Origin of the sequence: Sporomusa sp. GT1 (assembly GCF_014634905.1) — a bacterium.
GTDB classification, from domain to species: domain Bacteria; phylum Bacillota; class Negativicutes; order Sporomusales; family Sporomusaceae; genus Sporomusa; species Sporomusa sphaeroides.
Window position 1 is genome coordinate 227,503 of the sequence record NZ_BMBX01000002.1, and the last position, 19,028, is coordinate 246,530.

Annotated in this window: 17 protein-coding genes; 15 read left to right on the plus strand and 2 right to left on the minus strand. The window is 50.5% G+C overall.

The window, feature by feature from the left end; genetic code table 11:
* Positions 1-212 precede the first annotated feature (212 nt).
* From nikA to GT1_RS04675, 6 genes are all read left to right on the plus strand, one after another.
* Positions 213-1,832, plus strand: a complete 1,620-nt coding sequence (gene nikA / locus GT1_RS04650; RefSeq protein WP_188397741.1) for a nickel ABC transporter substrate-binding protein — start codon at positions 213-215, stop codon at positions 1,830-1,832.
* A gap of 25 nt (positions 1,833-1,857) precedes the next feature.
* Complete coding sequence (nikB, locus tag GT1_RS04655) at positions 1,858-2,799, plus strand: nickel ABC transporter permease subunit NikB (protein ID WP_188397742.1); 942 nt, start codon at positions 1,858-1,860, stop codon at positions 2,797-2,799.
* Complete coding sequence (gene nikC, locus GT1_RS04660; protein ID WP_188397743.1) at positions 2,796-3,641, plus strand: nickel ABC transporter permease subunit NikC; 846 nt, start codon at positions 2,796-2,798, stop codon at positions 3,639-3,641. Before nikB ends, nikC begins: the two co-directional genes overlap by 4 nt.
* An 80-nt stretch (positions 3,642-3,721) precedes the next feature.
* Positions 3,722-4,564 (plus strand): ABC transporter ATP-binding protein, encoded by an 843-nt coding sequence (locus tag GT1_RS04665; protein ID WP_188397744.1) that lies wholly within the window; start codon positions 3,722-3,724, stop codon positions 4,562-4,564.
* Positions 4,539-5,366, plus strand: a complete 828-nt coding sequence (locus GT1_RS04670) for a dipeptide/oligopeptide/nickel ABC transporter ATP-binding protein (RefSeq protein ID WP_188397745.1) — start codon at positions 4,539-4,541, stop codon at positions 5,364-5,366. Before GT1_RS04665 ends, GT1_RS04670 begins: the two co-directional genes overlap by 26 nt.
* A gap of 16 nt (positions 5,367-5,382) precedes the next feature.
* Positions 5,383-5,898, plus strand: a complete 516-nt coding sequence (locus GT1_RS04675) for a GNAT family N-acetyltransferase (RefSeq protein ID WP_075757782.1) — start codon at positions 5,383-5,385, stop codon at positions 5,896-5,898.
* A 126-nt stretch (positions 5,899-6,024) separates the two neighbouring features.
* On the opposite strand, the gene GT1_RS04680 is transcribed toward GT1_RS04675, so the two are convergent.
* The gene (locus GT1_RS04680) at positions 6,025-7,656 is read right to left on the minus strand and encodes an L-lactate permease (protein WP_188397746.1); all 1,632 of its coding nucleotides are present in this window, start codon (positions 7,654-7,656) and stop codon (positions 6,025-6,027) included.
* Between the two features lie 212 nt (positions 7,657-7,868).
* Between GT1_RS04680 and GT1_RS04685 the strand changes: the two genes are divergently transcribed.
* Genes GT1_RS04685 through GT1_RS04695 form a run of 3 tightly spaced genes read left to right on the plus strand, consistent with a single transcriptional unit; the run spans position 7,869 to position 10,727 of the window.
* Complete coding sequence (locus GT1_RS04685; RefSeq protein WP_075757784.1) at positions 7,869-8,597, plus strand: (Fe-S)-binding protein; 729 nt, start codon at positions 7,869-7,871, stop codon at positions 8,595-8,597.
* Positions 8,594-10,006 (plus strand): LutB/LldF family L-lactate oxidation iron-sulfur protein, encoded by a 1,413-nt coding sequence (locus GT1_RS04690; protein ID WP_188397747.1) that lies wholly within the window; start codon positions 8,594-8,596, stop codon positions 10,004-10,006. Before GT1_RS04685 ends, GT1_RS04690 begins: the two co-directional genes overlap by 4 nt.
* A gap of 13 nt (positions 10,007-10,019) precedes the next feature.
* Positions 10,020-10,727, plus strand: coding sequence for a lactate utilization protein C (locus GT1_RS04695; RefSeq protein ID WP_188397748.1), 708 nt, complete (start codon positions 10,020-10,022; stop codon positions 10,725-10,727).
* Positions 10,728-10,816: 89 nt separating this feature from the next.
* Here the strand turns inward: GT1_RS04695 and larA are convergent, their stop codons facing one another.
* Positions 10,817-12,112 carry a nickel-dependent lactate racemase gene (larA, locus tag GT1_RS04700; protein ID WP_188397749.1) on the minus strand — a complete coding sequence of 432 codons (1,296 nt, stop codon included), beginning with the start codon at positions 12,110-12,112 and terminating at the stop codon, positions 10,817-10,819.
* Positions 12,113-12,366: 254 nt separating this feature from the next.
* Here larA and GT1_RS04705 point away from each other — a divergent pair, with 254 nt between their 5' ends.
* From GT1_RS04705 to GT1_RS04730, 6 genes are all read left to right on the plus strand, one after another.
* Positions 12,367-13,728: an MATE family efflux transporter gene (locus GT1_RS04705; RefSeq protein WP_188397750.1), complete on the plus strand. Its 1,362-nt coding sequence runs from the start codon at positions 12,367-12,369 to the stop codon at positions 13,726-13,728.
* Positions 13,729-13,732: 4 nt separating this feature from the next.
* Complete coding sequence (locus GT1_RS04710; protein WP_188397751.1) at positions 13,733-14,653, plus strand: DMT family transporter; 921 nt, start codon at positions 13,733-13,735, stop codon at positions 14,651-14,653.
* A 27-nt stretch (positions 14,654-14,680) separates the two neighbouring features.
* Positions 14,681-15,481, plus strand: a complete 801-nt coding sequence (locus tag GT1_RS04715; RefSeq protein WP_188397752.1) for an AraC family transcriptional regulator — start codon at positions 14,681-14,683, stop codon at positions 15,479-15,481.
* Positions 15,482-15,605: 124 nt separating this feature from the next.
* Positions 15,606-16,580: a DMT family transporter gene (locus GT1_RS04720; protein WP_188397753.1), complete on the plus strand. Its 975-nt coding sequence runs from the start codon at positions 15,606-15,608 to the stop codon at positions 16,578-16,580.
* Entirely contained in the window at positions 16,577-17,830 is a 1,254-nt protein-coding gene (locus GT1_RS04725; RefSeq protein ID WP_188397754.1) for a Zn-dependent hydrolase, read from the plus strand. The genes GT1_RS04720 and GT1_RS04725 overlap by 4 nt, the downstream gene beginning before the upstream one ends.
* A 320-nt stretch (positions 17,831-18,150) precedes the next feature.
* A complete protein-coding gene (locus GT1_RS04730; RefSeq protein WP_223226057.1) occupies positions 18,151-19,002 on the plus strand; it encodes a MurR/RpiR family transcriptional regulator in 852 nt (283 codons plus the stop codon).
* The last annotated feature ends 26 nt before the right edge of the window (positions 19,003-19,028 follow it).

Consider the following 19,028-nt stretch of genomic DNA (forward strand, 5'->3'; position numbering starts at 1 on the left):
ATTGTACAATTATTGTGAAGTAAGAGTCATGAAGGCTCTTGTCAAGCTAAGTGCAGCGCAGGTCTTTATCCATAGGAGACAGTCCCAATAGCGACAGACAGGCATGAAGCCGTTGGCGGACATATATTGAGTCCTCCTCTGGTTTGCATGTCTTTTTATTTGCCAAAAGGAAGCTTATGTTGACGTATAAGAGTAAGGGAGAGGTAAAAAGTATGGCAGCTACCAAAAAACAGTCCAACAGGTTCAGTCAGTTTGCAGCACTGGTTATTTCCCTAATTCTGCTGGTGAGCCTGGCAGCCGGCTGTGGTTCGCAGACAAGTAAGGAGACGTCTAAAGAAAAGGTATTGAATTTTTCCTGGGCGAAAGACGTTGGTCCCTTGAATCCGCACCTCTACAGTCCGAATGAGTTGTTTGCGCAGGCTATGGTTTATGAACCCCTGGTGCAGTACACCGGCAACGGAAAGATTATTCCCTGGCTGGCTGAAAGCTGGACAGTATCGCCTGATGGCAAAGAATACATATTCAAGCTGCGTAAGGATGTAAAGTTTTCTGACGGCACTGTGTTTAACGCGGCGGCAGTCAAGAAAAATTTTGATGCCGTGCTGGCCAACGGCAAGCGGCATGACTGGCTGGCCTTTGTCCGGCAAATCAAGGAAACACAGGTTATTGACGACAGCACCTTCAAGCTGGTGCTAAAGGATGCCTATTACCCGGTATTGCAGGATTTGGCGCTTATCCGCCCCATTCGTTTCCTGTCGCCTTCCCAGTTTCCGGACAGCGGCAATACTGCCGAGGGCATTAAGCAGCCGGTTGGCACAGGCCCCTGGATGCTGAGTGAGTATAAGCAGGGCGAAATGGCGGTATTTGTCCGCAATCCGCATTACTGGGGGACTAAGCCGAATGTGGATAAGCTGGTAGTAAAAATTATTCCTGACAGTGAATCAAGGGTGGTTGCGTTTGAGAAGGGTGAGCTTAATCTGATTTATGGTAAGGGAAATATCAGTATTGATGCCTTTAAGCAGCTGCAGGCTTCGGGAAAATATGAAACCAAGCTGTCCGGGCCGCTGGCAACCCGGGCTTTGGCCGTTAACTCCAATAAAGGCGCGACCAAGGAGCTTAAGGTGCGCCAGGCCATTCAGCATGCGGTGAATAAAGAGGCCTTTATTAAAGGCGTTCTCTTTGGTACCGAGCATAAGGCCGATACCCTGCTTGCCGCGAATTTCCCGTATTGTAATCTTGGTTTGCAGCCGTATGAATATAGTGAGGCTAAGGCTAAGAGTCTCTTAGCGGAAGCCGGCTGGCAGGAAGTCCCGGGCAGGGAGTTCCGGGAAAAGGACGGACAAGTGCTGGAAGTGGAGTTTTGTTTTCCCAGTACTGATGCCATTCAAAAATCCCTTGCCGAAGTGCTTCAGGGCGACCTGAAGAAAATCGGGATGAAGGTTAAGCTGACTGCCGAGGAGCCGGGAGCCATCTTTCAGCGTCAGAAGGACGGCAACTTTAATCTGATTTCCAACGATACCTGGGGTGCGCCTTCTGATCCGCATAGCTTGGTAGGTTCGATGCGCGAGCCGGTTCATGCCGATTATCAGGCACAGTTAGGCCTGCCGATGAAAGCGGAAATTGACAGGAAGGCTTCAGCAGTGCTTGTCAGCACCGATGAGGCCAAACGGCAGGAACTGTACCGGGAAATCCTCACCACCCTGCACGAACAGGCGGTGTATCTGCCGCTGTCTTACCTGACGAATATTGCTGTATACTCTAAAAATATAACCGGTGTTACCTTCATGGGCAGCCAATATGAAATTCCTTTCGATAAAATGGAGCTTCAATAATTCTTAAGAATAGAGGTTAGCCGGCATGGTCTCGTATATTGTCAAACGCCTGCTGAGCCTGATACCTGTGCTTGTGGGTATTTCGCTGATTACTTTTCTTATCCTGCGCCTGACGCCGGGTGACCCGGCGGAAGCCTATTTGCGATTATCACAAATACCGCCGACAGAGGCGGCAGTGGCGGCGGTCAGGACCGAACTTGGTCTTGACCGGCCGCTGCCGGTTCAGTATGGGGATTGGCTGGTAAAGGCGCTTACCCTTGATTTTGGCAGGTCTTATGCGACACATAGGCCTGTGTGGGATGAAATGATGCTGCTTGTACCGGCCACCGCTCAACTGGCCGGTGTATCGCTGCTGATTACCCTGATAATCAGCATACCTATGGGCATTTTTTCGGCATTGTATAAAGACGGCTGGTTTGATAATTTTTGCCGCCTGCTGGCCTTTACCAGCGCCTCCACCCCCAATTTCTGGCTGGGTTTTTTACTGATGTACTTTTTCTCGCTCAAACTGGACCTGCTGCCTACTCTGGGGCGGGGATCGTGGGAGCATTTTATTTTGCCGGCAGTAACCTTGTCCTTTGCCTATATTGCCACCTATATCAGACTGCTCAGAACCAGTATGCTGGAGAATCTCGACCAACAGTTTGTTCTCTATGCCCGGGCAAGAGGGCTGAAAGAAAGCTGGGTGATTGGCCGCCATGTACTGAAAAATGCCATGCTGCCTGTTGTGACAGCGCTCGGGATGAGCATCGGCCATTTGCTGTCCGGTTCGGTAATTGTGGAAAGCGTGTTTGCCTGGCCGGGAATTGGCCGGTTTTGTGTATCGGCTATTCTGAACCGGGATTATCCGGTAGTGCAGTGTTTTGTCCTCATGATGTCCTTCATTTTTGTTATTGCCAATCTGCTTGTTGATATTGCTTATGCCTGGCTTGATCCCAGAATCCGTCTGAAAGAGGAATCGCAATGAGGCCAATATCTGCCGCTTTTTTTCGTAATTTTGAGGTCAGGCACACTCTGACGGCACTCGCGCTGCTGATTATATTGTTTACTATCCTGCTGGCTGTTTTTGCGCCGGTTTTTGCGCCGCATGATCCGAATGATGTTGCTTTAGAAAGAAAATTAATGCCGTCTGATGAAAGTTACCTGTTGGGGACAGACCATCTTGGCCGCTGTATTTTGTCCCGCCTGATCTATGGGGCCAGAGTTTCCCTGGGAGCGGCTTTTGCCGTTATGTCGGTTACGCTGTCCATTAGTACTGTGGTAGGCGCCGCAGCCGGTTTTGCCGGCGGCCGGATTGATGCGATTATTATGCGGCTGTGTGATATATTTTTGGCCTTTCCCAGTCTGATTCTGGCGCTGGCCCTGGTGGGGGTTATGGGTCCGGGCTTGCCGAACGTGATTTTGGCGCTGGCGTTGTCCCAGTGGGCCTGGTATGCCAGAATGATTCGGGGGATGGTGCTTAGTCTGAAGGAAAGGAACTATGTCCTGGCGGCTAAGGTGGCCGGAACCGGGCGGGTGGGCATTATCGCCAGGCATATTTTGCCGAATATCCTGCCGCAAATTGTCGTGCTGGCAACCCTTGATGTGGGCTGGGTTATTCTGCACATTGCCGGTATGTCCTTCCTGGGTCTGGGGATTCAGCCGCCTACGCCGGAGTGGGGGGCAATGATCAATGACGGACGCCCGTTTTTACGGGGTTATCCTGCGCTGATGGCGTATCCGGGGTTGATGATTTTAAGTGTGGTTATGGCCTTTAATCTGCTGGGAGATGCTTTCAGGGATATGGCCGATCCCAAGAGAAAACGCTAGTAGCCTGTCAGTTCTAAAACGGTAGAATAAGTATTCACTGGATTAGGGCTGACAAGCTACTCAGAAGGGCGGAACTGTGTATGGCAAAGCAGCCACTGCTTTCAGTGGAAGATCTGGAAATTGCAATCAGACAAAAAGAACAGCTGCTGCCTTTGATCCGGAAGCTTAGTTTTCAGATAGCCAAAGGTGAGATTTTTGGTCTGGTAGGCGAAAGCGGTTGTGGCAAAACCATGACCTGCCTCTCTATTTTAAATCTGTTGCCTGTTGGTATTATGCGGACAGGCGGGCAAATCCGGCTGGGCGGTACAAGTCTTGACAGTCTGACTTCCTCTCAGTGGCGGGAGCTGCGCGGTGACCGGATTGGACTCATCATGCAGAATCCCATGAGTGCCTTTGATGCCATCCGTACCATTGGTGATCATTTTATTGAAACACTTTTGTCCCATGGCAAAACAGACACCCGGGAAGCCAGAACAATTGCGATAGAGTATATGACCAAGGTAGGCTTGCCGGAGCCCGGCTTATTGCTGCGCCAATATCCGTTTGAGCTAAGCGGCGGTATGCTCCAGCGGGTGATTATTGCCATTGCGCTGGCGCAGCAGCCTGACCTGATTATTGCCGACGAGCCGACAACCGCTTTGGACGCTACTTCGCAGGTTCAGATTCTCGATTTGCTGGCCGGGGTGCGGCGTGAATTTGGCACAAGCATTTTGCTCATTTCGCATGATCTGGGTGTGATTGCCCGCCTGGCTGATGAAGTTGCGGTGATGCAGGCCGGCCAGTTTGTTGAGCAAGCCGCGGTTCAGGAACTATTTGCCCATCCCCGCCATCCTTACACCCAGGCGCTGCTGAATGCACGCAACAGCATCAGCTTAGCACGCAAACGGAGGTTAGCCAATGTCAGCAGTACAACCGCTTCTTGAATTGCGGCAAGTCAGTAAACATTTTCATGGCGGCGGCATTTTCAAACAGGGCAGGCGGGTGCAAGCCACGAAGGCGGTATCGCTTACTTTAGGGGCAAAAGAGTGCCTTGGCCTTGTCGGTGAAAGCGGTTCAGGCAAAAGTACCCTGGGGCGGATTATTCTGGGGATTGAGAAACCGGAAGCCGGGGAAGTGCTGTTTCAGGGCATTAATCTCTATGGTAAGGATAAAGCAGCCATCCGGGCGGTGCGGCGCGACCTGCAGGTGGTTTTCCAGGACTGCTTCAGCTCGGTCAATCCCCGGATGACAGCAGGCGAAAGTATTGCCGAACCGCTGAAAAATTTTGAAGGCTTAACCTACCGTCAGACTTTACGGACAGTGGGGGAGCTGCTGGAGCTTGTCGGTCTTAAGGCTGAGGATGCCTTAAAGTTCCCGCATCAGTTCAGCGGCGGACAATTACAGCGGGTGTGCATCGCCAGGGCCATTTCTCTGCGGCCGAAGCTTATCGTTCTCGATGAAGCTGTCAGCAGTCTGGATGTATTGGTGCAGGCGCAGATCCTTGAGTTATTGTCTGCTTTGCGGGAAGAGCTGAGTATGTCGTATGTTTTTATTTCTCATGATCTGGCGGCGGTTGCCCGTCTGGCCGACCGGCTGGCAGTCATGCAAGCCGGGGAAGTTGTGGAAAGACTGGAGACGATGGAGGACATTCATTGTCTTACCCACCCGGTGTCTTTGGCGCTGCTGGGTGCAGTTTTACCGGCCGAACCTGTGAGCCGGGCCGGTGGTATGGATGCAGGTACTTGAAAAAGGAGAGGGTCGCATGGAGATCAAATATAAGGATTGGACGATTCGCAAAATAGCGGCAGACGATAAGGAAGCCGCACTGGCTTTTATTATTCCCATGCTGCATGAGGTGTACCCCAATATACCTGACGTAGCCGTGCGCTGGGATCTCTCCCATATGGAGGAAGCCTATATGCTGGCAGACAATACGGCCATGTTTGCCGCTTTTGACCAAACCGGGAAGGTTGTGGGGACAATTGCCATCAGGCCATATGATGACAGGCTTGATAAGGTCAAAGGCTGTTATGATGTGCCCAGGACGGCGGAATTATCCCGCTGTTATATTGACAGCTCGCTGCGCCGCCAGGGGATTGCCGGGAGGCTGCTGGCTGTCATGGAGGATTATTGCCGCAGTGTTGGATATACGGCCATCTGTCTGCATACCCACCGGTTTTTGCCGGGAGGTTATCCCTTCTGGTTAAGTCAGCAGTTTATTATCCGCGAACTTGGCAACGACCCCTTGGATACGGTTTATATGGATAAAAGTCTTTAAACAGTGCAATAGAAAAAGGATGTCTCCGTAGGTTATATGCTACCTACCGGAGGCATCCTTTTATTTTGTGTGCCGATACAAGGCCCGGCGCGGGCAGCCGTCATACAACGCTGCGACGCTGGGGCGCTATGGAATCATCCATGCCAGCACATAGGCTTGTAAATAGGTCATTATACCGATAATTACGGCAAGCACCAGCGAATGCATGACAGTAAAGCTGAACAGGTCGCCTTCCTTGCCGACAAGTCCGGTAGCGGCGGTGGCTACGGCAATGCTTTGCGGTGAAATCATTTTACCGGTAACGCCGCCGGAGGAGTTGGCAGCTACTGTCAGTACAGGGTCAACACCCACCTGCTGGGCGGTTACCGACTGCAGGTTGCCAAACAGGGCGTTGGCAGAGGTGTCCGAACCGGTTAGAAATACTCCCAGCCAGCCGAGCCAGGCTGAAAAGAAGGGAAAAAATGAACCTGTGCCTGCGAGAAACAGACCAAGGCTTGAGCTCATGCCGGAGTAGTTCATAATATAGGCGAGGCCCAGCACGGCGGGAATTGTTATTAAGGGTTTGGTTAATTGCTTGAAGGTTTTTCCAAAAATACGGAAGAACTGACCGGGCCCCACTCCCAGCAGCAGAGCTGAGAGGATACTGGCAATGAATAAGGCGGTTCCTGCCGCACTCAGCCAGTTGAGTTTATATACGGCTGCCATGGGGGTGGGAACTTTGGCAATCGGTGCCACCTGAATAACGGCATTGTGCAGGCCGGCCACATAAACAGAGAGTGTCGGTGCTTCCAGTAATGCCTTTATCGGTTTCAGGCCCCAGAGAATAACCATAACGGTAAGAATGATAAATGGTCCCCAGGCGGTAACCAGTTCCCCGGTAGAATAGGAAGGCCGGGTGGCGGCGGTTGTACTGCTTTTTTCCTCACCGGGAAAACGCCAGATTGTAGCCGGTTTCCATGTTTTGAGGAAAAGGGTCAGGCAAAGAATGGCCGCCAGTGAGGAGAGGATATCGGGCAGTTCCGGACCGAGGTAATTGGAGGACAAAAACTGTACAACAGCAAAAGAAATACCGGCTATCAGGCAGGCTGGCAGCACTTCCATAGCAGACTTCCAGCCTGCCATCAGCACGATTAACCAGATGGGGATAATGGCTGACAGGAAAGGCAATTGGCGGCCAACCATCTGGCTTATCTTCATGGTATCAATGCCGGTAACCTGCCCGGCAACAATGATAGGGATGCCGATACCGCCAAAAGCAACCGGTGCCGTGTTGGCTATCAGGCAAAGACCGGCGGCATACAGCGGATTGAAGCCAAGGCCGACCAGCATTCCTGCCGAGATGGCGACAGGGGTGCCGAAACCGGCCGCACCTTCTAAGAAAGCGCCGAAAGCAAAGGCAATTAAGAGTGCCTGGAGGCGACGGTCGTCGGTTATGGTGGCAATGGAATTTTTAATAATGTCAAATTTCCCGGTTTCTACCGTCATGTTGTAAATGAATATGGCAGTGATTACAATCCAGAAGATAGGAAAGATGCCGTAAGCGATACCCATGATGGTTGATGTAAGCGCGGTGGTAAACGGCATCTTATAGACCAGTACGGCCACCAGAAAAGCCGTTATCATTGCCGCAATTCCCGCTATTTGTCCGGGAGCGCGGCGAATGGCCAGCAGGTAGAAGATTACGATAATGGGAATGGCTGCCGCGAGGGTCGATAAAGCGAGATTGCCCAAGGGCAGATACTCTTGCGTCCAAGTCATATGGTTATTTCCTCCCTAATAGGCTATAGGATTATTTTGGTGTATGTATGCTATTATTTGCAGCCACAGAGTAAAAAAAACAGGATAATGATGGATAAAATGCACAAACTATAGCAGGGTTTGTTAAAAGATACTATTGGAAGATAACTTAAGAATTTTAATGTGGAAGATATACTGATAGATAATCTAACGTGATGGGGAGGTTCCAAGGAATGAAAGCATCTATTTTTATTACCTGTATTTGTGACAGTATGTATCCCCGGGTTGGCGAGTCCATGGTGCGTGTTCTGGAAAAACTCGGGGTGACCCTGGATTTTCCGCCGGAACAGACTTGCTGTGGCCAACCGGCGCTAAGCAGCGGTTATTGGGACTATGCCAAACCGATAGCCGAGACCATGCTTGCGGCTTTTGCGCACAGCGAGTATGTGGTGGCTCCGGCCGGTTCCTGTATTACTGCTGTCAAGGAATACTATCCGGTCTTGTTTGAAAAGAATTCAACACAGTATCGACAGGCTCAGGAATTAATCGGGAAAATTTATGAGTTTAGTGAATTTGTCGTTAAAGTATTGAAGCAGGAAGATTTGGGGGCGCGTTTTCCGCACCGGGTAACCTATCATTCCAGCTGCCATGCCCGGAGATTTTTACATACCGACCAATATATTCATACCTTGCTCCGGAACATAAAGGACATAGATTATGTGCCTATGCCGCATGAAGAAGCCTGCTGTGGCTTTGGCGGTACCTTCTCGATAAAATTGCCGGAAATATCGGAAGCCATGGTGGATGAAAAAGCCAAACACATTCTGGAAACCAAAGCCGATGTCCTTGTCGGTGTGGATTTAAGCTGTCTGATGAATATTGACGGCAGGCTGAAAAAGCAAAAGTCCAATGTACGTGTTATGCATATTGCTGAATTGTTAGATGAGGGGCTGAGAACATGAGTGACAGGCCGGTGCTGCACCTTCGCGACAGGGCAGCCAAAGCGTTAAAGGATGAACAGATGCGTCAAGCTGTCCGCAAAGCGGTGGATCGCTTAAGCGGCAACAAGGACAAGGCAGCCCGCGAGCTCCCCAATTGGGAAGAGTGGCGGGAACAAACCCGGTTGATCCGTGAGCATACCGTGGACCACCTTGATTATTATTTGGCATTACTGACCAAAAATATAAGAAAAGCAGGCGGCAAGGTTCACTTTGCCTCCACCGCCGGAGAGGCCCGGCAGCTTATTGCCAAACTGTGCCAACAGTATGAAGCAAAACATATTGTAAAGTCCAAATCTATGGTTACGGAGGAAATTCACCTTAATTCTGCCCTGGAGGCGGCCGGGATGGAGGTAGTGGAAAGCGATCTGGCGGAATATATTCTGCAGTTGGCCGGAGAAACGCCATCCCACATCATTGTGCCTGCCATTCATAAGAACCGTTACCAGATTGCCGAACTATTTTCCCGGGTAAACGGTGAGAAGGTAGAGCCTGATACGCCGGCGCTTACCCGGTTTGCCCGCAAAGTTTTGCGTGACAAGTTTATGAATGCCGATGTGGGGATTACCGGCTGTAATTTTGCTGTTGCCGAAACCGGCTCGATTACCCTAGTTACCAATGAGGGCAACGCCCGTTTAAGCACAGCACTGCCTAAAGTCGTAATCACTGTTATGGGGATGGAACGAATTGTCCCGACCTTTGAAGATTTGGAAACCGTTTTGTCCATGCTGCCGCGCAGCGCCACCGGACAGAAAGTGACCAGCTATGTTTCGGTGATCAACGGCCCGCGCCAGCCTGGTGATATTGATGGCTGTGAACAGTTCCACCTGGTCATAGTGGACAACGGACGTTCACGCATTTTGGCAGATGAGGAATACCGGTCGGCACTGCATTGTATTCGCTGCGGTGCGTGCTTTAACGTCTGCCCTGTATACCGCCAGATCGGCGGACATGCCTATGGTTCGGTTTACGGCGGTCCCATAGGTTCGGTGATTACGCCGCTGCTGGAAAACGATATGGTCTTTTGGGGTGAACTGCCCTATGCCTCTACCTTGTGTGCGGCTTGCACCTTTGCCTGTCCGGCTAAGATTCCGCTGCAGGAGCTGCTGTTTAACCTGCGGCAAAAACGGGTGAGCGCCGGCCATACCGACGCGGTTGAAAAATTTGCCTTTGGTATGTGGAAACGGTTTTTCAAACTGCCCAGTACCTATAAATTCGCCATGAAGGCTGCTTCCCTGGGGCAGAAGCCACTTGTCAAAAACGGCTATATCACCGCCGCATTGCCCATCCTGGCAAATTGGACCAACTCACGCTATCTGCCGGCAGCCGCTGATAAAACCTTCCGGGACCGCTGGAAAAAACGCGAGAAGTAGGTGAGGTGATTTTATGACAGATATACAGGAAGACCTTTCGCAGGAAAACATGTTTTTGCAAACCGTAGCTAACGCTTTAGGACGTAAAACGGTTCTCACCGAACTGCCGGAACGGCAGGAAGCCGGACCGCCTGCTTTTTGGCGGGAGCAAAAGTTTGAGGAAGATCAGCCACTGGCACTCTTCAAAAGCAACCTGGAGGCCTTGACCGGCAGGGTGGCTATTGTCCGGAACGGTGCGGAAGCCACTAACCAGATAAAATTGTGGCTGAAAGTACTGAATGCCAAATCGGCAATTCTCTGGGATCACGCCAAGCTGCACGAATATATCGATAGTACACGGCTGGGTGTTAAAACGGCTTTCTGGAACCGTGACACTTCGCGGCGAGAACTGATCGAACTGGCAGAACAAGCCGATGTTGGCATCACCTGGGTCAATTACGCCATTGGCTACACCGGCACGGTAGCTTTGTTTAACGGGGAAAACTCCGGACGCTCGGTAAGTCTGCTGCCGCCAACCCATATTGCGGTTATGAACAGGTCGGATATTGTTCCCACCATGTCTACGGTAATGAGAATTTTGCTGGAGCGGCGCGGGCAGGGAGCTTTGCCTTCGGCAATTGACTTTATAACAGGTCCCAGCCGGACCTCTGATATTGAGATGGATTTATCCATCGGGGTGCATGGTCCTTTTCGCATGTGGGCTGTTGTTATCGACGACTGAGCCAACAAGCCGTGAAAATAAAAAAACGCCGGAGCAGACTGAGTTTGCTCCGGCGTTTTTGAGTTTGACGGAAAGTATAGGGGATTTGATTAGCCCTGCAGCAGCGGTACTGTATTGGCAGCATGCGGCATGACCGTAATGGTGTAGTCTTTGCGGTTAAGCTTTTGTTCGGCGATGGTCAGGGCTTCTTCCAGGGTAGTGACGGCAATTAGGCCGGCCTTTTCCATGAACTCCTTGTTTTGCGGCAGGGTAACAATAATATGCGGCACTTTTTTGGCCATAAGTCCGGTTTTGAGAGCAATAAAGCCGGGGACGGTAAAGGCTTTGCGCAGGGCAATTTCCCGGTCATAGAGGGATTCGTAGTTGAACCAGCCGCTGAAATCAGGCGGTTCCATAATATCACGGCATTCTAACAGGGCAATGATAACCCCATCGTCCTTGACAGCCATGATGGCGTTTTCGGTGGTTTTTGTCCCCTGATACAGGTTGATATCTTTGGGGAAGCCACCGGCAGATGCAATGACCAGGTCGGCTTTGGCGGTAATGGGCACACCAAAGATTTCTTCCACTGTTTTGCAGCCTTCCAGCCAGGCAGTATAAGGATGTCCGGCGACAAAGCGGGCAAATTGTCCTGTCGGGGTGAAGACGGCGTTGAGCAGAAAGGTATGTTTGAGCATGGCAGCCATTTCGCTCATGTCTTCATGCATGTTGTTGCCTTCCAGCTTACCGGACATGCAGTTAGGGTTGACACCCTGGCCGATAACCTCATGCAGGCAGAAGGTGTGGTTGCCCTGAATGGTGGAATAACCGGCAACACCCGGCACAATGGCTTTGCGGCCGCCGCCGAAGCCGGCCATGGGGTGATAGATAATACCGCCGGTCATAATGACTTTGTCGGCATTGACGACATGTTTATTGATATAGGTTTCCACGCCGCGTGAGGTTTTGCCGGTATAAACAAAATCTTCGGCAGCCGGCGCGTAGCTTTGAACAATCTGAATACGGCCTACTGTTTCCTCGCCGTAGACCTGGACATTCTCCTGGTCGGTGTGGCGCCGGTGCGAGCCCAGGCTGACAACCAGCTTGATATCACTGTCAGGTATGCCGGCCTGGTTCAGTTCATTTAGCAGTGCGGGCAGAAAGCGCGGATAGCTAATCCATTGGCGGGTGATATCACTGGCAATAATGACAACCTTATCCCCGACCTTAACTACTTCCGGCAGTGGCGGGGAGTCGATGGGCTGAGTTACGGCGGCTTTTACCGCTGCCGGTACATCGGCAATGGCTTCGACAGCTTTCCCCTCGATAACGTGAATCACCTGTTTTTCCGGCAGGGCAATCGAGACTTCCTTGTCACCCAAGCCGAGAACAAAATCTTTTAGCATGTTTACTCCTCCATATGAAACATATATAATGTAAAATTAAGCATAAAATATTACATTTGAAAACATTGTTTTATTCTAGGCAGAAGCAAATATTCCTGCAAGGAACATAAGGGATCTGCTAGAATTAACTATATACTGCCGTTTTTCGGCCTGGAGGAAACTGGACGGGGCGTTGGATTGGTGCTATTATATTGATAAGCTTAAGGCTTGGCACAGGCCAGGTCTTTTCTTTCTTTGTTTATTGAGGTGACTACGTGAACCAGACAAGATCTTTGCGGGACAAGACAAGGCAATTTCTTTTTATCTTTTTCCCGATATTTATTGCGCAGCTTTCACTTACGGCGACAGGCTTTTTTGACACCATCATGGCCGGCCAGGTAAGTCCTTATGATTTGGCAGGAGTTGCTATCGGTACTAATCTGTGGCTCCCGGTATTTACGGGTATCAGCGGCGTTTTGGGCGGGCTTACTCCCATCTTAGCCCAACTCCATGGCGCCGGACGGAAAGCGGCTATGCCTTTTTATGTCATTCAGGGCCTGTATTTGGCCCTGATATTGGGGCTGGTCGTCATCGGCGCGGGTTCGGCAGTGCTGCTGCCGCTGCTCAATACCATGGATTTAGAAGGGGCTGTGCATCGGATTGCCTTTCACTTCCTGTGTGCACTGGCAATTGGTATTGTTCCTTTATTTGCTGCAGCCGTGCTGAGAAATTTTATTGATTCCCTGGGGTATACCCGGGTCACCATGCTGATCACCCTGTGTGCCGTACCGATTAATATTGCGCTGAATTATCTGCTGATTTTTGGGAAATTCGGTTTCCCTCAGCTTGGCGGTGTAGGCGCAGGTTATGGTTCTGCCCTGACTTACTGGTGCCTTCTTATTATCAGTATCGGTGTTGTACGCTATGTAGAGCCGTTTAAAGGCTACCGGATTTTTGCCGCTTTCCCCGGCATTTCATTTACCGCCTGGCGGGAATTATTAGTTGTCGGCTTGCCGATCGGACTGTCGATTTTCTGTGAGGTCGCGATTTTTTCGGTAGTGGCTTTATTAATGAGTGAATATGGTACGGCAGTTATCGCGGCCCATCAGGCAGCCATTAACTTTGCCGGGGTAATATATATGGTGCCGCTGAGTATTGGCATAACCTTAACCATTGTGGTGGGGTATGAGGCAGGGGCGCGCCGTTATCATGACGCGAGGCAATACAGTTATCTGGGGATAGGAATTGCAGTTTCTGTCGGAATTATTTTTGCTGCCGGTTTATTTGCGTTTAATAACCAAATCGCAAGGTTATACACCGAAGATCCGGCCGTACTGGAGTTAGTCCGGAATTTCCTCGTATATGCCATCTTTTTTCAGCTTTCCGACGCCATTGCCGCCCCTATTCAGGGAGCCCTGCGCGGGTATAAGGATGTTAAGATAACGCTGCTGATGGCTATCATATCGTATTGGTTTATTGGTATGCCGGTGGGATATTTTCTGGCAAACTATTCGCCCCTCCAGGCCTATGGCTATTGGGTTGGGTTTATTGTCGGCCTGGCTGTCGGAGCGGTGGTGCTGCTCTTACGCTTAATCCGTCTGCAGAAAAAATATAATAAACTAGCGACAAAGGAGTAAAAAAATGGGTGCTTTACAATCAAACCTGCTGCTGCTCCTGGCGGCCGCCATCTGGGGGCTGGCCTTTGTAGCCCAGCGGGTAGGCATGGACCATGTTGGTCCGTTTACCTTCAATGGAGTCCGGTTCTTGCTGGGCAGTCTTTCGTTACTGCCAATGCTCTTTTACTATCGTAATACAACGCGGCAAACTACTGCCGGCAATTCCGGGGACGCAGTACGGGCGGGGATTCTTGCGGGCTTAATCCTGTTTACCGCCGCCTCGCTGCAGCAAATTGGCCTGATTTATACCACGGCAGGCAAGGCGGCCTTTATTACCTGCCTGTATATTGTGCTGGTACCGATCTTAGGCTTGTTTCTGAAGCAGTATGTTAGTCTTACTACCTGGATTAGCGCAATGCTGGCGATTATTGGTCTGTATCTGTTATGCGTGAAAGAAAGCTTTTCCATTGCTTATGGTGACCTGCTGCAGCTGGTGGGGTCTTTGTTCTGGGCCATACATATCCTGCTTATCGGTTATTATGCCAACCGGATTAATGTATTGCTGCTGTCATTTTACCAGTTTGTTACCTGTGGCGTACTCAGTCTGGGAATTGCACTCTGGTCTGAAACAATAGCTGTTGAAGGACTTACCGGGGCACTGATTCCTATTCTGTACGGCGGTGTTGTCTCTGTCGGGGTAGCTTATACGCTGCAAGTTCTCGGCCAGAAATATTCGCCGCCGTCGCATGCCGCCATTATTCTGAGTATGGAAACCGTTTTTGCGGTCATTGGCGGCTTCTTTCTGCTGGGAGAGCGCTTAGGTTTTCAGGAAATGCTGGGATGCGGTCTGATGCTGGCAGGTATGCTGTTAACCCAGCTGCAAAGTATTCAGCAGCCTGCCGCGGAAATAGTCATGACTGAGGAAACAAGCGGTAAGACAGGTTGACCGGAGCTGAATTATGGGGGTGTTGTCATGAACGGCGTTCGTTTCTACCGGGATGCCGATTTGCCATTCTTTGAATTAAAATTATGTGATGCCAGTTATCTTTGTTATAAAAAGCATTCTCATGAAGAATACTCTTTGGGGATAGTGGAGCATGGCAAGAGTTCTTTTTGGTGTGAAGGCAAGGTTACCGAGGTTAGCCCCAAGACCACGGTGCTGATTCCGCCGGGGCTGATACATTCCTGCAATCCTGACCGTCAAGGCCGGTGGCAATACAAAATGTTCTTTATTGAAGCAGGCTGGATGCAGCGGTTTTTGACAAGTAAAGGCATAGCTGTTTCCAACCGGCCGGTGGTGAGCGATATGACGACACTCTCCGCCCAGCGTGCCCTGCATACCCTGCTCGAGTCCTTGGCGCAGCAGGCAAGCCCGCTGGAAAAGGAAGCAGGCGTAATGGCCCTGTTTGAACAGGTGGTTGGGAGTATGGAGCCGGTGGGCAATTGCCGCAAGGTAATCGAAGTGCCCAAACTGAAAATGATCAAGGATTATCTGCACAACAACTATTTGAAGAAGATTACCTTGGAAGAACTGGAAACCGTATCAGGCTTGAATAAATTTGCCATTATTCGTGCTTTTAAGGAAGAATTCAATATACCGCCCCATACCTATCAAACACTGCTGAGAATCAATTATGCCAAGAAACTGCTGCGACAGAACCGGCAGATCGTGGAGGTGGCCTGTGAAGCCGGTTTTTATGACCAGAGCCACTTTCATAAGGTATTTAAGAGCCATACCGGCGTGACACCGGAAAAGTACCAAAGGCTGAAATAGCCATACGTCAATTTTTTACAATACGCCTGCTGCTTTTGCCTGGTATGCTGGTCTCATGCGTTATCTAAAAGCATGTTTTCGGTGACGCCAGATGGGGTACCAGAGTAAAAATCAGGAGGGTATTATGCAGGAAAATACAAGCAAGACACGGCAAAAGGTCAGCCTGCGGGATAATCAATATATTATGGCTAACCTGCTGCTGCTTATAACCGTTTTATTTTGGGGTGTATCTTATGTAAGCATCAAAATTACGGTGGCCGAAGTACCGCCGGTCACTATGGCTCTTATCCGGTTTGCCATCGCCTCGGTGCTGCTGGTGGGGCTGCTTAACCGGTTTGAGCCTGGTGCCAAAGTCGCCAGGGCCGATATTCCGCGGATGGTATTGGCAGGCTGTCTGGGAATTACACTGTACTTTTATTTTGAAAACATTGGCGTAAAGCTAACAACGGTAGTCAATGCCTCGCTGATTGTGACAATTATTCCGATTTTGGCCATTTGCCTGGATATACTGTTTTTCGGCGCCAGGGTTTCAGTGCTTAAACTGGTCGGGATAGCCATTGCTATTGTCGGCATGTATTTTTCGGTAACAGCCAACGGCCAGCTGGATTTCAACTCTGCCAATTTCATTGGCAATCTATTTGTTCTGGGCGCGATGTTGTCCTGGACCTTTTATACTCTTGTTGCCAAGTCGCTGCAAAATAAGTATTCCGGCATGTGCATGATCACCTATCAAACGGTGATAGGCACAATACTCTTGCTGCCCTTGTCGCTCACCGAAGTTAACGAGTGGCAGGTATTTTCACTGACCGCTATGGGGCATATTTTATTTCTGGCAGTGTTTTGCTCGGTGGTCTGTTATTTATTGTATATGTATGCGTTAAAACATTTGGATGTTGCCATTACAACCCTGTATCTTAATCTGGTTCCTGTTGCCGGGGTACTTGGCGGCTATTTAGTCCTGGGAGAAAGGGTGCTGCCCATTCAGCTTGCCGGTGGTGCAGTAACGCTGCTGGCTATTTGGGTTATGAATTTTGAGCGGTCCAGGCAAGCCGTTAAAGCAGATGAATTCATACATACAGCAAAGGAGAAACAGGCATGATTTCAGTGAAGAGGCTTGAAGAAAATTTCCGTAGATTGAGTGCCATCGGGGCACAGGCAGGCGGAGGCATTACGCGCCTGGCGTTCAGTGATGAAGATTGGGAAGCCAGGAATTATATTCGTGAGCTTATGGAAGCAGCCGGGCTTGCTGTCCGGGTGGACGCTTTCGGCAATCTCATTGCCCGCCGGGAAGGGCTTAACCCGGCGGCGCCTGTGGTTATGCTGGGGTCACATATTGACAGTGTTCCCAATGGCGGCAACTATGACGGGGTGGCAGGCGTGCTGGCGGCGATTGAGGTGGTCCGCTGCCTGGAGGCTGCAGGACAATCGACAGCGCATCCCCTTGAGATTGTCGTTTTCATGGCTGAAGAATCCAGCCGGTTCGGTATGGCCACCCTTGGCAGCAAGGCATTTTGCGGCAAACTTTCATTGGCGCAGTTAGAGCAGTATACCGACAAGCAGGGTGTGACACTGGCCCAGGCTATGCGCGGGCGGGGGCTTGCACCTGAAAATATCGGACACGTGCGTTATGACCAGGCAATCAAAGTCTTTTTGGAATTGCATATTGAGCAAGGCAAAGTATTGGAAACCATGGGTAAGCAAATTGGCATCGTCACCGGGATTGCCGCCCCTACCCGCCTGAAGGTAATAGTAACAGGCCAGGCCGATCATTCAGGCGCCACGCCCATGAATATGCGTCAGGACGCGCTGACTGCGGCGGCTGAAATTATTTTGCTGGTGGAAAAACTGGCAGGTCAGGAAGGCCATAACGGCACGGTAGGTACGACCGGGATGGCAAAGGTTGAGCCAGGGGTCATGAATGTTATTCCCGGACGGGTCGAACTGGGCATTGACCTTCGCGGCATTTCGGCGGCCAGCAAACGGCAGGTGCTGGGGGAACTGACGGCAGGCATTGCTGAAGTACAAGCCCGGCGCGGTGTCGATATGGAGATTATTACGCTTACTGACGAAAAGCCTGTGGAAATTTCCCGGGAAATAGTCGAATTCCTGCAAAATATAGCAGAGGAATATGGTTATGCCAACATGCTGCTGCCAAGCGGTGCCGGACATGATGCCATGCATGTGGCGGAAATGGCTCCAACCGGCATGGTGTTTGTCCCCTGCAAAGGCGGCATTAGCCACAATCCGGCCGAATGGGCCAGCATTGACGACATTGCCGCCGGTGCCCGAATATTGCTGGGTGCGGTGAGGAAATTGGCCGAAAGCACGGAGACAGACAATCTGGGTTAGTGTTTTCGACAAGCCTGGACGGACAAACTCCGACCTTGTTTGGTGCTTACCTGCCCGGCGCGCGCTTGCCCCATTTTGTCAAAAAAAGGCTATAGGGCTGGGAATTTGCGCAACTTTATAGAGATAAGCAAGACCGTGTAGGTGCCCTGCTGGCAGGGAATACACGGTCTTTTCAATAGGTTGGTTTTATATAGCAACAAGATTAAGATTTTTTGTAATAATAAGCAGGCGATCAGGAAAGTATAGCGAATAATACCATAACGGAGAAAAAAATCTCCGAAGGTAAGGTTAGTGAATATAATCTCCGAGGTGGTTTGATAATGCTATTTTCTAAAATTCGGCTACAGCATAATCGTTTTACAGCCACGCAAAATAAAATTGTCCAATATCTGCAAGCGCATGCGCAGGAAGCCCTGACCCTGCCAATCAATGAATTTGCCGCTAAATGCGGTGTGGGTGAAGCGACGGTAATACGCTTTTACCGGCTGCTGGGCTATAAAAATTATGCCATGTTTCGTGTTGCCCTGGCTAAGGAGTTAGCCGCAGAAACCGATATACAGCCGATTTATGAGGAAGTGCAGGCCCATGACGGGTTAACTGACATCATTCGTAAGGTTGCCGATTCCACCACTCAAGGGATTTCTGACTTGAAGCAGCAGCTTTCGGCAGAGGCGCTGGCAACTATTGAACAGCAGTTGCGCCAAGCCGCTGTTGTTCATGTCATTGGCTTGGGTGCCTCCGGTGTAGTGGCCCAGGATGCCAGGCAAAAATTTATGCGTCTGGGCTGCAGGGTTATTGGGTATTCCGATTCCCACCTGATGATGATTGCCGCATCAATTGCCCGGCCGGACGAAGTCTTTTTTGCCATTTCCCACTCAGGCGAGACAACAGATATACTCCGTACACTGGCGCTTGCCCAAAAACGCGGCTGCTTTACCTGTGCTCTGACCAGCTCCATCGACTCCGGCATTACTCAACTTGTTGATGCGTATTTATTAAGCTGCACCTGTGAAACGAAAATGCGTTCAGATGCTATGATTTCCCGCATCGTTCAGCTTGTCGTCATTGATATTTTGTATGTTATGATGGCGCTGCAAATTGGTGAGCCGGCTATCGCGGGAGTAAATCAATCGCGTACAGCCCTGCGGCAATATCGTAATCAGTCTGACTGAACTGCCATATCATCATAATAAGGAGG